We start from the raw sequence: 13,994 nt of genomic DNA, 5'->3' as shown, positions 1-13,994 counted from the left end.
CTAACACTTGCGCTATGGGCTTGCCAAAAATATTAATATTACCATCTGGCTGTGATTTATCGAAAAGCTTGACTAACTGACTTCAATCAAGCTTACCGGGGTTATTCAGGCGGGAGCGATGTTTTATGCCTGAACAATTAAATAAGATCAACTCCCCGGAGGCAGCACCGGCAACGGCCCGGCTAAGGGCCATGTGGGTAAACAGCATCAGGATCCTAACGAGGGCAGCCAACGGTAACATTAGTAGCAGGATTATCTTAAATAGATGAAAATACCCCACTATTCCACTTTTCGATGACGCTCCCCAAAAAAATAATGTCGTGATTATCGCAAAAGAGAAATTATCCACTTTATTTGTAAGTCAATATGTTTAATAATCCGTCAGGATTTATTACGCAGTAGAGGAATTAAGATGCGTTTCAGTACCATGCCCGACAGTGAAATTATTTCTGAACTGTGCCGAAGAATTAAAGAAACGCGTATACAGCTGGGGCTATCACAGATTGAGCTTGCCGAACGCGCGCAGGTCGGCGCGGCAACCATTAAACGCGTTGAATTAGGTGAGTCCGTCACTCTCAGCACGCTGATTGGTATTTTGCGCGGCCTCGACCGACTACATCAACTGGAGTCGATTTTATTCGATTCACATATGCGCACCTTTAAAGCGCAGATCAATTCCGGGGCCCCTTCCCGTATCCGCATTCGGAAAAAAACGCATCAGCCAAAAGAGAAGCAGGCCGCCGCGACGCAGACCAGCGAGTCAAACGCCACCATTAACGAATGGTACACCTCATCGGCTTCTAACAGCGTGGTATGGTCTTTCCAGCCGCCTGACGGAGAGAAAAAAAAGCCCTAAACTGTAGGGCCTGCACCGCCGGGGAAAGAAAAAACGCCTGTCGTTAAACAGGCGTTTTTTATGGGACTCAGGATTCACACACCGCGACTTTAATCGCCAGACCGCCGCGGGCGGTTTCACGGTATTTGGCGTTCATGTCTTTGCCCGTCTCAAACATCGTTTCGATAACTTTATCCAGTGAGACTTTCGGATCGCTGGTACGGTACATCGCCATACTGGCCGAGTTTATCGCCTTCACCGCCGCAATCGCGTTACGCTCGATGCACGGCACCTGCACCTGGCCGGCTACCGGATCGCAGGTCAGGCCGAGGTTATGCTCCATGCCGATCTCAGCGGCGATGCACACCTTCTCCGGACTGCCCCCCAGCAGCTCGGCCAGTCCGGCAGACGCCATCGAGCAGGCCACGCCCACTTCGCCCTGGCAACCGACCTCTGCCCCGGAAATGGAGGCGTTCATCTTGTACAGAATGCCTATCGCGCCCGCCGTCAGGAAATAGCGCATAGAGATTTCCGGCGTCACCTCTTTGATAAAACGATCGTAATAGGCCAGCACCGCCGGGACAATGCCGCAGGCGCCGTTGGTCGGAGCGGTCACAACTCGCCCACCTGCCGCGTTCTCTTCTCCGACCGCCATGGCGAACATATTGACCCAATCCATCGCGCTCAGCGGCGTAATCGACTGGCTCTGCGGCGCCAGTACGCGGTGCAGCGCAGAAGCGCGGCGCGGTACCTTCAGCGGCCCCGGTAAAATACCTTCCGTATTCATCCCCCGGTTAATGGCGTTTCTCATGGTCTCCCATATTTTCGCCATATTTTGCTCAACGCTCTCCCTGCCGTGGCGGGCGATCTCGTTTTTCATCATCACCGCGGAAATCGACAGGCAGTTGTCCTGGCAGTGCGCCAGCAGGTTGCGGGCGGAGTAGAACGGGAACGGAATATCGACCTCCGCGCCCTGACTCTTGCCAAAGTTTTCCTCGGTCACGATAAAACCGCCGCCGATCGAATAATAAGTCTGGAAATGGGCGATTTTGCCGTCGCAAAACGCGGTAATGCTCATGCCGTTTTCATGCAGGGGAAGAAACTCATTGTGAAAGCGCATGCATTCCGCCACCGGGAACTCAATTTCGCGCTGGCCTTCTTCAATAAACAGACGATGCATGACGTTGACATCGCGAATGATGTCGGGAATGGCGTCGATATCAACGGTATCCGGTAAATACCCGGACAGCCCAAGAATAATGGCGATATCGGTATGGTGGCCTTTACCCGTTAATGAAAGAGAACCATACACGTCCACCACCAGACGGGTCACTTTATGCAGCAGGCCTTTTTCCTGCAGGGTATCAACAAAATGTTTTCCTGCTTTCATCGGCCCAACGGTATGGGAACTGGACGGACCGATGCTGATTTTGAAAATATCGAAAACGCTAATCATGTGGCACCCATGCGGTTACATAGCAAAACGGATGCGCCGCCGGTGAGCGGCGGCGCTGAAACTTAGCTGAACAGCGAGAAGAAAATGGCGGAGATGGCAATCAGTCCCATCACAACCACAAACGCGTTGCTGATGTGGCCGCTATATTTGCGCATAGCCGGTACTTTGTTGATGGCATACATCGGCATCAGGAACAGGATCATCGCGATGACCGGGCCACCCAGCGTTTCAATCATGCCCAGAATGCTCGGGTTCAGGGTCGCAACAATCCAGGTGGTCACCAGCATGAACAGCGCGGTGATCTTGTTCAGTTTGTTGATTTCGATCGATTTGCCTTTACCGCGCAGAGACTTAATCACCATGCCGTTGAAACCTTCACGCGCTCCGAGGTAGTGGCCGAGGAAGGATTTGGTGATGGCGATCATCGCGATGATCGGCGCCATCCAGGCAATCACCGGCGCGTTAAAGTGGTTCGCCAGATAAGAGAGAATGGAGATGTTCTGCGCTTTCGCTTCCGCCAGGTTTTCCGGGGAGAGGCTCAGCACGCAGCTGAAGACGAAGAACATCACGGTAAGGACCATCATGATGTGGGCAAAGCCCAGGATACGGGAGCATTTGCGCTCGGCGTCCTCGCCGTATTCTTCACGCTTCGCCACCGCAAAAGAGGAGATAATCGGCGAGTGGTTGAAGGAGAAAACCATTACCGGGATAGCCAGCCACAGGGTCATCCACAGCCCATTTCCCGTAGCCGAAGCGCCGCTCAGCGACAGGGTATCCAGTACCGCGCCATTCCATTGCGGTATCAAATACAGCGCCAGTATCATCAACGCAAACACGAACGGAAATACCAGCACGCTCATGGCCTTAACAATCATTTTTTCGCCAAAGCGGACAATACCCATCATACCGACAATTAAAATCAGCGATAAAATGGCGCGCGGCGGAGACACCAGACCCAGCTGGTGAGTAATAAAGCTATCGACCGTGTTGGTAATGGCGACGCTATAGACCAGCAGAATCGGATAAATAGCAAAGAAATAGAGCAGCGTAATGAGCTTACCTGCCCCGGTACCGAAATGCTCTTCAACCACTTCGGTAATATCTTCCCCCGGATTTTTTCCTGACAACACAAAACGGGTCAAACCACGGTGGGCGAAAAAGGTCATTGGAAAGGCAAGAATTGCCATGATGATTAATGGAATTAAGCCGCCAACACCGGCGTTAATCGGCAGGAAAAGCACCCCTGCGCCAATCGCGGTACCGTACAGGCCCAGCATCCAGACGGTATCACTCTTTCTCCAGCCGCTGCTCTCGCGAGCGACGAGGGTATTTTGAACGGTTTCCATAATATGGCCTCAGTAATAAAAATAGGGTCAGAATTTATTGACTCTGATGCAGGTAATAAAAACGCTGTGTTTATTTGGCTATTTTATTAAATGCGACTATGCTAATTCGCTAACAGCGATCACATAACCTGATTGATAGCAGTGACTTTTAACGCATCAAAATTAATACTGAAATTTTATTATTTTTTAAAGTATCATTTTTAATACGTTATTATTTTAATGCGGGTGGTTAATCTCCTGAATATTTATATCTGGCGAACCCGGAGATAACAAACATTATTTGTCATACGATTAATAAAATCAAAGTTGGTGAAGTAACCGAATATGACTCCCCTCCTCCTCTGTGGCCCCTAAAACCCCTTGTAGTGTTCTTTACTCAGGCCATATTTCTTCATTCTGAGATACAGTTTTTTACGCGGGATGAGCAGATACTCCGCCACTTCATTAATCCGCCCCTGATGGATATTCAGCGCTTCGGTAATGATCTGCCGTTCAACGTCCTCGACCCGGCGATCGAGCGGCGTGGGCTCTCCAACGTGCATCTGCGGATTCACCGTGTCCGCAAGCGGTAACACCCCCACTGCAAACAGTTCGGCTGCGTTCGCCAGCTCGCGGACGTTGTTCAGCCACACCCGGCGCATCATTCCTTTCAACAGATGGCTATCCACCTCCGGGACAGGATGATTCAGCCGCTGGCAGGTTTTCTGCAAATAGTGATGGAAAAGCGGCTCGATATCATCAGGCCGCTTAGACAGCGGCAGGCAAGCAATTTGCGTCATCGCGAAGCAGTAATAGAGCTCCGCCACAATCCGGCCGCTGGCCGCCAGCTCCACCAGCGAAGCGTTGCCGATGCCAATCAGGCGAAAAGGCCGCCGTTCAAGACTCTGCGACTGCACCAGCTGATGCTGCTGCTCGTGGGTCAGGTGCTCCGGGTGACTTAATACCAGGGTCCCGCCCTGCGCTTGCGCGATCGGTTCATTAAGCTTATGGGCATTGGCCGGGGTCAGTTCGCAGTAGATAAACGGACCATCGGCGTTGTGCCCCAACTGGTGCAGATAGCGCGCGCCGGTCATACGGCCGGTTCCCGGTTCGCCGTAAAGCCAGACCGCAATATCCGTCTCCGCCAGCTGCTGTAAGCGTTGGCGATACTGTTCCAGCCACTGACTGCGCCCAACCAGCTCAACCCGCAATGTCTGCTGGCCATACTGGCGACGCGCGATCACCGATTGCCGCTGACGTAACGCGGCGTCCACCAGCGAGAGCAGCTTTCCCGGATCGACCGGCTTTTGCAAAAAATCCCAGGCCCCTTTTTTCACCGCGTCCACCGCCATCGGCACGTCGCCATGCCCGGTGATAAGCACAATCGGCAGCTGCTCATCATCCTGATGAAACAGCGTCATCAAGTCGATGCCGGAGCAGCCGGGCATGCAGACATCGCTCAGCACAATACCGGGCCAGTCCTTCTGCACCCACTCCCGCGCCGCAAAGGGATTATCGCAGGCATGGACGTGATAACCCGCCTGCTCAAGCAGCTGCGTATAGGCATCCAGCACGTCGCGATCATCATCAATCAGCAGAATCGAACACTCATTACTCAACATCATTTATATCCGTTAAATTAAATTGCAGCACCACGCAGGCATTGCGCGTCAACGTCGACGCCAGGCGCAGCGTCCCTTCCATTTGCGTCATCAGCGAAACGGAAATCGACAGCCCAATCCCCAGCCCCACATCTTTGCTGGTGGTGAACGGCTTCAGCAGTGACGGTAGCAAGGCCGCAGGCCAGCCGGGACCGTTATCGGCAATCAACACGCACAGGGTGTCGCCGTAGATTTGCCAGCTCACCGTTATTTTCGCCGCGTTCGGACAGGCGTCGAGCGCATTCGACAGTACGTTGACCAGCACCTGATGAACCCGCACTTCATCGCCGCGGATCCAGACGGTTTCATCCGGTATCTTCAGCGTCCCCTGCTGCGGCTTATGGCGCATCGCCAGCAGTTCCCACGCCACCGTAAACGTCTGACGCAAATCAACCGGATGCAGCGGCGTTTCCAGTTCAGCGCGGCGGGTGAACTGACGCAGCGAGCGGATAATCGCGTCAATGCGGTTAATCAACCCTTCCGCTTTACTTAACGTCGCCCGCGCCTGCGCCGTCTGTCCCTGCTCAATCGCCCGTCCTGCCGTAAACAGATACATCGACAGCGCGTTCAGCGGCTGGTTGATCTCATGCGCCAGGGTGGTCATCGTCTGCCCCACCACCGCCAGTTTAGCGGTCTGGATCAGCTCGTCCTGGGTGGCGCGAAGATCGGCCTCAATCGTTTTTCGCTCGCCAATCTCCTGTTCAAGCTGCTGTTTTTGCGCGTTAAGCTGACCCAGCGTATGGCGAAGCAAACCGGCAATACGCCCCAGCTCATCCCGGCCATAAACCGGAATGGTGGCATCCGTCCGGCCTAAACCAATCTGCACCACCGCCTGGTTCAGCGCGGTAAAGCGTTTCACCAGCCGCGATCGGATGAAATAATGATTCAGCACCCACGCCAGCAGCAGCGCCAGCAGCGTCGCCACCAGAATCAACCCGCCGCTCACGCGGACAATCTGCCCCATACGCTGATTAAACATCTGCATTTGCTGATGACTGCTGCCAAGCTGGGCCTCAAGCAGCGTCCTGAAGCGCCCCAACGTGGCTTCTCTGGCCCGGCTGGCGTCCATTAACGCTTTTTGCGCCGTAACATAGTCGCGCATGGTATCCGGCATCTTATTTTTCACCATGCCGATTTCCAGCAGCTCATCAATCGTTTGTCGCAGCGTGATCGTGCTCGGCCAGTCGTCCAGCGCGCGAATATTTTCATCCGACGTTTTCTTCAGGTTTTCGAGATAGCGGATATGCGTCTCCACCAGCATGCCGTCATCATTTCCGGATTTCAGTTCATTAAGCCTGTCGCGCAGGTCGTCAACGATTTGATTCTCAATGCGGGCCAGCGTATAGACCTGCTGCTGTTCGTTCTGGACTTCTCTGGAACGCTTCAGGTACTGCGCCGCGTCGCCCTGGCGGGCTTCTATCTGATCGAGCAGCGTTCCCTGCTGCCAGGTAAAGTCCTGCACCAGTGAATTCAGCTCAGTGGTAAAATCATCGTGCAGCCAGTCGATACGCGCCGAGAGTTCCCCCACCTTTTCGCGTACCAGAAACATGTTGTAGAGCACGCGATCCAGCTCCGACAGCAGCGCGCGGCTGTCCTGTAGAATCACCGCCAGCTGCTGGCGTTCCGCGGGTGACAACCCCTGGCTCAGCCGCTCTATTTTATCCAGATGCTGAATAATCTGGTTACGCAGCTGCAGGCGCACCGTGGTATTCGGCGCCAGCAGAAACTCATTGAGCTGATCGACCACCAGATTGAGATTGCCTTCAATCAGAAAAGCAGAATGGATGCGGGGAAAATACTCGTCCAGCGAATAGCGTATCTGCGAGCTTTGCTCATGCCATGAATAGAGGCTGACGCCGCTGACAATCAGCGTCAGCAGCGCGCCCATCAGAAAAGCCCCGCGCAGGCTGGTGCTGATGCTGATTTGTCGCAAACGTTGCAGCATGGACCGGCCCATCATTTGAGTTCTTCCAGTTTTGCGATCGCCTGACGCTGGTTATTGAGAAACCAGAGCTGCCACTCCATCATTTGCTGCTCGGCAAAGCTCTTATTGTCGAACTGCGCCAGCCAGGCTTCATCCTCACTGCTCGCCGGGTCGACCGGGACACCGGTTAGCAACGCGCGTATCTCGGGCAGCGGACGCTTAAGACGGGCTTCCGCGCTGTGCAGCGCCCGCCAGGCATCTTTCAGCTGGGCGAGACGAAAGCTGATGGCCGTATCAAACATCCGCTGAACCAGACGCTGACGCTTGAGGATCAGGCGATAGTTCAACGGCGGTTGATTCATCAGCCGCGCCTGCTGCGCCCACCGCGGATTGCCTGCCGCCAGCGGCGTCACCGGGTATTTTCCGGTATTGGCATCGGCGAGGATCCGCTGCCCTTCCGGGCTGAGCAGATAGCGAATAAAGCGCCGCGCTTCGCTGGCGTGCTGGCTGTTTTTGAGCACCGCGACATAGGTTGGCGAAACGGCCGACTGCGGAAAATAGGTAAAGGTCAGATGCGGATCATTCAACAGCAGATTGGCATAGTTATCAATTACCGGACCGGCTACGCCCAGCCCGCTTTTAATTTTATCCGCCACGCCAAAGCTGCGCGATGAAATCGTGACCAGATTTCCCGCGCTTGCCAACAACGTCTGCCATCCTTTAACCCAGCCTTTTTGCTGCAACAGCGACTCTACCATCAGATGATTGGTGTCCGAGCGCGACGGGCTGCTCATCAGCAGCGCCCCCTGATAGCGAGGGTCGGTGAGATCGTCCCAGTCCGCTGGGGCGGGCAGATGCCGCGTCGTCAACGCCGAGCGGTTAATCAGTAAACCGAATCCCGACATCGCCACGGCGACGGACGTTGAACGGATGGATTCCGGCACCAAATGTTGGCTGCCTGCCGGCGCGCCGTTGAACGGCGCCAGCTTTTGATGTTCCTGAAGATGCTGCAGCAGCATCGGTGATGAGGTCAGAACCAGATCAACGTTTTCCGCATTTGCCGTATCAAGCAGCTGTTCCAGCGAGGCGCTGGTGCGGTTGAGCGTACGAATCATCACCGACCCCGGCTCGGTTTGCCAGCGCGCGATAATCCACGCGGTGGCGCCGGGAGAAAACGTTGTCGCCATCACCAGTTCTTCGCTTTGCGCCGTACAGGGACTAAACCCGGCGGCCAGCAGCCACAGCGCCCACGTTTTGCTGAGCATCCCGCCCCGACGAAAAAACCTGTTTGTGATCCCGTTCATAAATATTGAAATACCGAAAAAATAGCGTTGAGACAAAACTTACCCGTTTATGACGCCGGGCGGATTAATCATCGCCAGCGGAAAAATAGTTGTTTTGGCAACCGGAAACCTCAGGAAAGATTACCAGATAATGAATGTGGAATTTGTTAATATCCGCACAAGCCTGACATAAAATCCGCGTAAAATTAATTACCCGCAATTTCATTAATGCTCAACGTGTCAAAAATAACGCCTTAATTCATCAATTTGAGTCAGTTTTGACCCATTTTGATGATTTGAATTTTATACCCGCTTATTTCACTCTGCATGCCGACCACTCCTGATCTTCATAGCAATATAAAATACAGGTGACGACATGTTATCAATATTAAAAAAAGGGCCGTCGGCGAATAAAGTGCCTGCTGAAAAAGTGCAGGCAACTTATGGCCGATACCGTATTCAGGCGCTGCTAAGCGTATTTCTGGGCTATCTGGCGTACTATATTGTGCGCAACAACTTCACGTTATCCACGCCTTATCTGAAAGAACAGTTAGATCTTAGCGCCACGCAAATCGGTTTGCTCAGCAGCTGTATGCTCATTGCGTATGGGATAAGCAAAGGCATCATGAGCAGCCTGGCGGATAAAGCCAGTCCGAAAGTCTTTATGGCCTGCGGCCTGGTGTTGTGCGCTATCGTCAACGTTGGCCTGGGGTTCAGCACCGCATTCTGGATCTTCGCTGCGTTGGTGGTCCTCAACGGCCTGTTTCAGGGGATGGGCGTCGGCCCCTCTTTTATCACTATCGCTAACTGGTTCCCGCGTCGGGAGCGCGGTCGCGTGGGGGCGTTCTGGAACATTTCCCACAATGTCGGCGGCGGGATTGTCGCCCCGATCGTCGGCGCCGCGTTCGCTATCCTCGGCAGTGAGCACTGGCAGAGCGCCAGCTACATCGTCCCGGCCTGCGTGGCGGTGGTGTTCGCTCTGAGCGTACTGGCGCTGGGTAAAGGCTCGCCGCGTGAAGAAGGCCTGCCTGCGCTGGAAGAGATGATGCCGGAAGAAAAGGTGGTGCTTAACGCTAAACACGCCGTAAAAGCGCCGGAAAACATGAGCGCATTGCAGATCTTCTGCACCTACGTTCTGCGCAATAAAAACGCCTGGTATGTCTCCTTTGTGGATGTGTTCGTCTATATGGTGCGTTTCGGCATGATCAGCTGGCTGCCCATCTATCTGCTGACGGTGAAACATTTTTCCAAAGAACAGATGAGCGTCGCGTTTCTGTTTTTTGAATGGGCGGCGATTCCCTCCACCCTGCTGGCCGGTTGGCTCTCCGACAAACTGTTCAAAGGACGTCGGATGCCGTTAGCCATGATCTGTATGGCGCTGATTTTCATCTGCCTGATCGGCTACTGGAAAAGCGAATCTCTGCTGATGGTGACGGTGTTCGCGGCGATAGTGGGCTGCCTGATTTACGTGCCGCAGTTTCTGGCCTCCGTCCAGACTATGGAAATTGTGCCCAGCTTTGCCGTCGGTTCAGCCGTTGGCCTGCGCGGATTTATGAGCTACATCTTTGGCGCATCCTTAGGCACCAGCCTGTTTGGCGTGATGGTGGATAAAATGGGCTGGCACGGCGGGTTCTATCTGCTGATGGGCGGGATCGTCTGCTGCATTCTGTTCTGCTACCTTTCTCATCGCGGCGCGCTGGAGCTGGAGCAACAGCGGAAGAACACCCAGCAGCAAGAGGCCGAGCTGGCGCTGGCCGACGCACGATAAGCGCCCGAAACCGGGAAAACAAAGTGCCAGCTTGCTGGCACTTTTCATCTTAAACAGGGTTAGCCGGGTAAAATGTAAACGGCCTGCTGCCGAAGGAATTCACCGCTTACTTAGCCGGAATAATCAGCACCTGGCCCGGATAGATTTTATCGGGATGCGTCAGCATCGGTTTGTTGGCTTCAAAAATACGTTGATACTCATTGGCGGAGCCATACATCGCTTTAGAGATGGCGCTCAGGGTGTCGCCGGATTTGACCGTGTAATAACGACTTTCCGCCCCGCTTTGCGTCACCTTCACACTGTCATTAACCTGACCAACGCCGGTGACGTTACCTACCGCCACCAGAATTTTTTCCTTATCTTCTTGCGAACCGACATCGCCGGTAACCGTCGCGGTGCCGTCGTCCGCAACATCGATATTGACCTTTTCGGCGCCGGGAAGATTAAGACCATCAATATGTTTTTTCAGCTTGTCGGCCTTATCTTCCTTGCTGCCGCCGGAGACGGCGTCCCATATTTTCTCGCCCGCTTCTTTGACAAAATTTAATAATCCCATCGTTCCATACCTCCATGACTGTTTCATGATCGCATTTTCATCAACAGCCGCTAAGTCAATTCCAGGATATACGTTTTGATACCCCGCCAACGCGGCGGCCGCCTGAAGCAGCACAACCTGCCATCAAAGTATAATCAATAAGCGTCAAAGTGCAGGATATTTGCCCGGCAATGGCAGGAAAGTCTGTATTCTGGCCGGGCGACATGTCATGAAATCAGCAGTTGACCTTCATCGTATAAGGCGTGTAGTTTTAAGCGGTTCCGTCCGTTTCTGGTTATTGATCTTCAATGAATAATAAGGTCAGAAAATGATTCATCTAGCCTATTCAACAACGACACGCACCACCACCGCAACCTGCGGCGGCGTGTGCGTATCTGTGGCTGGAACCTGACAGAACAGAACCGCACTCCCCGTTAAAGCGGACGGGGACAAACAGCTCTCCGTTCATCACATACTGAATGGAGACACGCCCCATGATTTCATCTGAACATGCGCTAGTGATTATTGATATGCAGGAGGGGCTTTTCCGCGGTCCGGCTTCTCCTCATTCCGCTGATGCCGTTCTGACAAATATTCTTCTGCTCATCGCTAAAGCCAGGCAGTCACAGGTACCGATCTTTTTTATTCGCCACGTCGGACCCGACGGCTCCCCCTTCTCTGCGAGCAGCCCGTTAACCAGGCTGATAGCCGAGCTGGATGTGGACGTTGAACGGGATATCGTCTTAACCAAAACGTATCCCAGCGGCTTTCGCGACACCGAATTACAGCGCCAGCTTACGCAGAGAGGCGTAAAGCAGCTGGTGATTGCCGGGATGAAAACAGAGTTTTGCGTCGATACCACCTGCCGGGCAGCGCCGGAACTGGGATTCACGGCCGTGCTGATTTCCGATGCGCATACCACAATCGATAATCCTCATTTATCCGCTAAGGACATCATTGGCCATCACAACCGAACGCTGGCGGGCCCGTTTGTCGCGCTTTCAACCGCGGCCGACTGGCGCTTTTGACGAAAACCAGGCGAACAGCGGCTTTGCGTTATGTCGGGACGAGAAGCCGCAGGCCGGGATAACGCTGTAGCCACCGTTTTTCCGCGACGCGCTGGCTGAAAATAGCCAGCTTATGCTGCGCAAATACCGGCGTTGGCCGCAGACGGAGCTCAAAGAGATCGTCCAGCCCGTAGGGCGCGATAACCTCAACATGATCTGTTGCTCCCAATCTGACCGCGATAGCCGTCGCGGTTTCAGGCCAGTACAGCAGCGCATTCTCCGTTGAACGATAAGGTTGATGTCCGTTGCGTTGATGCATTCTGGCCTGATTTTTCACCGACCAGTTAAAAACGGAGTTTTGCTGGCTAAGCCTCTCTTCCAGCGCGCTATCACAGGCGGAAGTCGCGCTTTTCGCGTCGAACCAGACAACATCCACATCACCCGAAACTGGCCTTTGCCCGTAGCCGTGCAGATGATCCCAGACCGCATCTCTGACAAAGCCGGCGCCAATCCAGCCATCGTTGAGTTCCAGCGCCTGCACGGCGTACAGCGCGTTCATTCTCATCGGGTCGTTTAACAACACGCTTTGCAAGAGGTTCTGATATTTCATGGTTTCCCTGTAAACAGCGATCGATCCGCTCAGTGTATCAGCGTTCAGGAGGCGCCGCTTCAGGCGCCCCTGTTATTCACCTCGCGGCTACGCTTCGTACGCGGCGTGATGGAAATCAATTTCCCACTGCAGCACATCGCCGTAAAGCGCCGACAGCGCCTGCTTTTCGCTTTCACTCAGCGTCATGGCGCAGCGATCGAGTTCGTTCTTCAGCCAGAGCGCCTGCTGATAAAATTCGTCCTCGGCGTGCATCTCCACCCAGCGCCGGACGTCCGCGTCGCTCTGGCGATGCTCGCTTACCCCCCGGCACCAGACGTAGTACATCCATTCCGCACCGAACATCATCGTCACGATCTGCTCGTAGCTGCCCTCCCGGGCGGTTCGCAGCATGCCGTCGCGAAAGCGCCGCACGCCGGGCAGATCGTCCGGGTACGCAGCGGGATCGACCCGCCGCTCTGACAACACCTGTTCAAACCACGCGATCTGGGTGTCAACCAGAGCATTCAGCACGCCAATCAGCCAGCGCTGCTGATGAATACCCGGCGCTTTGCTGACCCCGAGGGCAAAAATCGCGATTGCCGTCGCGACAAAGTTGCCCTCAAATACCAGATAGCGGTTGAAGACGGCAGGCGCCAGCCGATCCTCTTCGATATCAACCACAAAACGATGCCGCTGCATCGCCTGCCACACCGGCTGATGCTCGCGCAGCAGGCGTTCGCTAAACGCTTCCATTATGCCTCCTCGAGCGCGGCCTGCGCGACTGACATAAAATGCTTCACCCGGGCCAGCTCAACATCGTTCCACCACACGCCGTCGACCTTCATCGTACTGGCCACGATAACCCCCTGAGTCCGTCCGAGGATCTGGCGCACGTTGGCCGGCGTCACCCCCGAGCCCACCAGCAGCGGTAGCTCCGTCGCCGCGCGGATCTCGTCTATTTCCGCCATCGTGGCGCTATCGCCCGTACGCTGACCGGTGGCAATCACCGCGTCAGCCTCGAAGAAATCGACGTCGCGCGTCAGCTCCTGAATCGAACGATCGGCAACGATGGCATGGCTACCGTGCTTGACGTGGCTATCGGCAAAAACGCGAATATGCTCAGCGCGCAGCATACTGCGGTAGCGCAGCGCCTTAGCGGCCGCCCCTTCAATAAATCCTTCGTTGGCGATATAGGCGTTGGCCCACTGGTTTACGCGGACGAAATCGGCTCCGCCCGCCAGGGCGATAGCCATCGCCGGGATCGCCGCGTTCGCCAGGACGTTAATGCCCAGCGGCACAGCAAAACGCTCGCGCACTTTCTCGGTAATCACCGCCATTAGCGCGGAAGTTTCGTGACCGATATCCTCAGGTTTGGAAAAAGGAATATCCCCGTGGTTTTCAATAATCAGTCCGTGAACGCCGCCTGAAATATAATTTTCAGCATCGCGAAGCGCGCGCTCAATAATATCAGAGACTGATTTCCCTCGATATTTAGGCGCGCCGGGAAAAGGATCGCAATGAATAACTCCAATAACCGCTTTGCTGCGTGAAAAAATAGCTTGTATTGCATTCGTTTTTTCTGCTGAGATAGCAATCATCTTATCCATCCTG

Annotated in this window: 12 protein-coding genes; 3 read left to right on the top strand and 9 right to left on the bottom strand. The window is 54.4% G+C overall.

Annotated elements, in window-relative coordinates; genetic code table 11:
• Positions 1 to 412: 412 nt before the first annotated feature.
• The gene (locus CMQ96_RS04040) at positions 413 to 856 is read left to right on the top strand and encodes a helix-turn-helix domain-containing protein (protein ID WP_004137028.1); all 444 of its coding nucleotides are present in this window, start codon (positions 413 to 415) and stop codon (positions 854 to 856) included.
• 67 nt (positions 857 to 923) lie between these two features.
• On the opposite strand, the gene CMQ96_RS04035 is transcribed toward CMQ96_RS04040, so the two are convergent.
• The 5 genes from CMQ96_RS04035 to pgtC all read right to left on the bottom strand — a co-directional run bounded on the left by CMQ96_RS04035 (position 924) and on the right by pgtC (position 8,466).
• The gene (locus CMQ96_RS04035) at positions 924 to 2,291 is read right to left on the bottom strand and encodes an L-serine ammonia-lyase (protein WP_004137026.1); all 1,368 of its coding nucleotides are present in this window, start codon (positions 2,289 to 2,291) and stop codon (positions 924 to 926) included.
• Positions 2,292 to 2,353: 62 nt separating this feature from the next.
• Positions 2,354 to 3,637: an HAAAP family serine/threonine permease gene (locus tag CMQ96_RS04030; RefSeq protein WP_004120369.1), complete on the bottom strand. Its 1,284-nt coding sequence runs from the start codon at positions 3,635 to 3,637 to the stop codon at positions 2,354 to 2,356.
• A gap of 350 nt (positions 3,638 to 3,987) precedes the next feature.
• Positions 3,988 to 5,238, bottom strand: coding sequence for a two-component system response regulator PgtA (gene pgtA / locus CMQ96_RS04025; protein ID WP_098065984.1), 1,251 nt, complete (start codon positions 5,236 to 5,238; stop codon positions 3,988 to 3,990).
• Positions 5,228 to 7,237 carry a two-component system sensor histidine kinase PgtB gene (gene pgtB, locus CMQ96_RS04020; protein WP_098065981.1) on the bottom strand — a complete coding sequence of 670 codons (2,010 nt, stop codon included), beginning with the start codon at positions 7,235 to 7,237 and terminating at the stop codon, positions 5,228 to 5,230. The genes pgtA and pgtB overlap by 11 nt, the downstream gene beginning before the upstream one ends.
• The gene (gene pgtC / locus CMQ96_RS04015) at positions 7,234 to 8,466 is read right to left on the bottom strand and encodes a phosphoglycerate transport regulator PgtC (protein ID WP_170960549.1); all 1,233 of its coding nucleotides are present in this window, start codon (positions 8,464 to 8,466) and stop codon (positions 7,234 to 7,236) included. The genes pgtB and pgtC overlap by 4 nt, the downstream gene beginning before the upstream one ends.
• Positions 8,467 to 8,860: 394 nt before the next feature.
• Here pgtC and pgtP point away from each other — a divergent pair, with 394 nt between their 5' ends.
• On the top strand, positions 8,861 to 10,252 hold the full coding sequence (pgtP, locus tag CMQ96_RS04005) for a phosphoglycerate transporter PgtP (RefSeq protein WP_024358154.1): 1,392 nt from the start codon (positions 8,861 to 8,863) through the stop codon (positions 10,250 to 10,252).
• A gap of 106 nt (positions 10,253 to 10,358) precedes the next feature.
• Here pgtP and lysM read toward each other — a convergent pair whose 3' ends face one another.
• Positions 10,359 to 10,808, bottom strand: a complete 450-nt coding sequence (gene lysM / locus CMQ96_RS04000) for a peptidoglycan-binding protein LysM (RefSeq protein WP_004136991.1) — start codon at positions 10,806 to 10,808, stop codon at positions 10,359 to 10,361.
• Positions 10,809 to 11,281: 473 nt separating this feature from the next.
• Here lysM and CMQ96_RS03995 point away from each other — a divergent pair, with 473 nt between their 5' ends.
• Positions 11,282 to 11,815 (top strand): cysteine hydrolase family protein, encoded by a 534-nt coding sequence (locus CMQ96_RS03995; protein ID WP_004136989.1) that lies wholly within the window; start codon positions 11,282 to 11,284, stop codon positions 11,813 to 11,815.
• A 28-nt stretch (positions 11,816 to 11,843) separates the two neighbouring features.
• Here the strand turns inward: CMQ96_RS03995 and CMQ96_RS03990 are convergent, their stop codons facing one another.
• The 3 genes from CMQ96_RS03990 to CMQ96_RS03980 form a co-directional block, all read right to left on the bottom strand.
• Entirely contained in the window at positions 11,844 to 12,404 is a 561-nt protein-coding gene (locus CMQ96_RS03990) for a nucleotidyltransferase family protein (RefSeq protein ID WP_049089790.1), read from the bottom strand.
• Positions 12,405 to 12,491: 87 nt separating this feature from the next.
• Complete coding sequence (locus CMQ96_RS03985; protein ID WP_024358152.1) at positions 12,492 to 13,136, bottom strand: TenA family protein; 645 nt, start codon at positions 13,134 to 13,136, stop codon at positions 12,492 to 12,494.
• On the bottom strand, positions 13,136 to 13,981 hold the full coding sequence (locus CMQ96_RS03980; protein ID WP_098065978.1) for a BtpA/SgcQ family protein: 846 nt from the start codon (positions 13,979 to 13,981) through the stop codon (positions 13,136 to 13,138). The genes CMQ96_RS03985 and CMQ96_RS03980 overlap by 1 nt, the downstream gene beginning before the upstream one ends.
• Positions 13,982 to 13,994: the final 13 nt, after the last annotated feature.

The organism is Klebsiella sp. MBT K-1 (assembly GCF_002556465.1).
GTDB lineage: Bacteria > Pseudomonadota > Gammaproteobacteria > Enterobacterales > Enterobacteriaceae > Klebsiella > Klebsiella grimontii.
This window is presented reverse-complemented; position numbering and strand designations above follow the sequence as displayed.

Excerpts from the sequence above, each read along its gene's own strand:
- pgtC (WP_170960549.1), bottom strand. The coding sequence starts at position 8,466 with ATGCTCAGCAAAACGTGGGCGCTGTGGCTGCTGGCCGCCGGGTTTAGT.
- CMQ96_RS03980 (WP_098065978.1), bottom strand. The coding sequence starts at position 13,981 with ATGATTGCTATCTCAGCAGAAAAAACGAATGCAATACAAGCTATTTTT.
- CMQ96_RS04035 (WP_004137026.1), bottom strand. The coding sequence starts at position 2,291 with ATGATTAGCGTTTTCGATATTTTCAAAATCAGCATCGGTCCGTCCAGT.
- pgtP (WP_024358154.1), top strand. The coding sequence starts at position 8,861 with ATGTTATCAATATTAAAAAAAGGGCCGTCGGCGAATAAAGTGCCTGCT.
- CMQ96_RS03990 (WP_049089790.1), bottom strand. The coding sequence starts at position 12,404 with ATGAAATATCAGAACCTCTTGCAAAGCGTGTTGTTAAACGACCCGATG.
- CMQ96_RS03995 (WP_004136989.1), top strand. The coding sequence starts at position 11,282 with ATGATTTCATCTGAACATGCGCTAGTGATTATTGATATGCAGGAGGGG.
- pgtB (WP_098065981.1), bottom strand. The coding sequence starts at position 7,237 with ATGATGGGCCGGTCCATGCTGCAACGTTTGCGACAAATCAGCATCAGC.
- CMQ96_RS04030 (WP_004120369.1), bottom strand. The coding sequence starts at position 3,637 with ATGGAAACCGTTCAAAATACCCTCGTCGCTCGCGAGAGCAGCGGCTGG.
- CMQ96_RS03985 (WP_024358152.1), bottom strand. The coding sequence starts at position 13,136 with ATGGAAGCGTTTAGCGAACGCCTGCTGCGCGAGCATCAGCCGGTGTGG.
- CMQ96_RS04040 (WP_004137028.1), top strand. The coding sequence starts at position 413 with ATGCGTTTCAGTACCATGCCCGACAGTGAAATTATTTCTGAACTGTGC.
- lysM (WP_004136991.1), bottom strand. The coding sequence starts at position 10,808 with ATGGGATTATTAAATTTTGTCAAAGAAGCGGGCGAGAAAATATGGGAC.
- pgtA (WP_098065984.1), bottom strand. The coding sequence starts at position 5,238 with ATGTTGAGTAATGAGTGTTCGATTCTGCTGATTGATGATGATCGCGAC.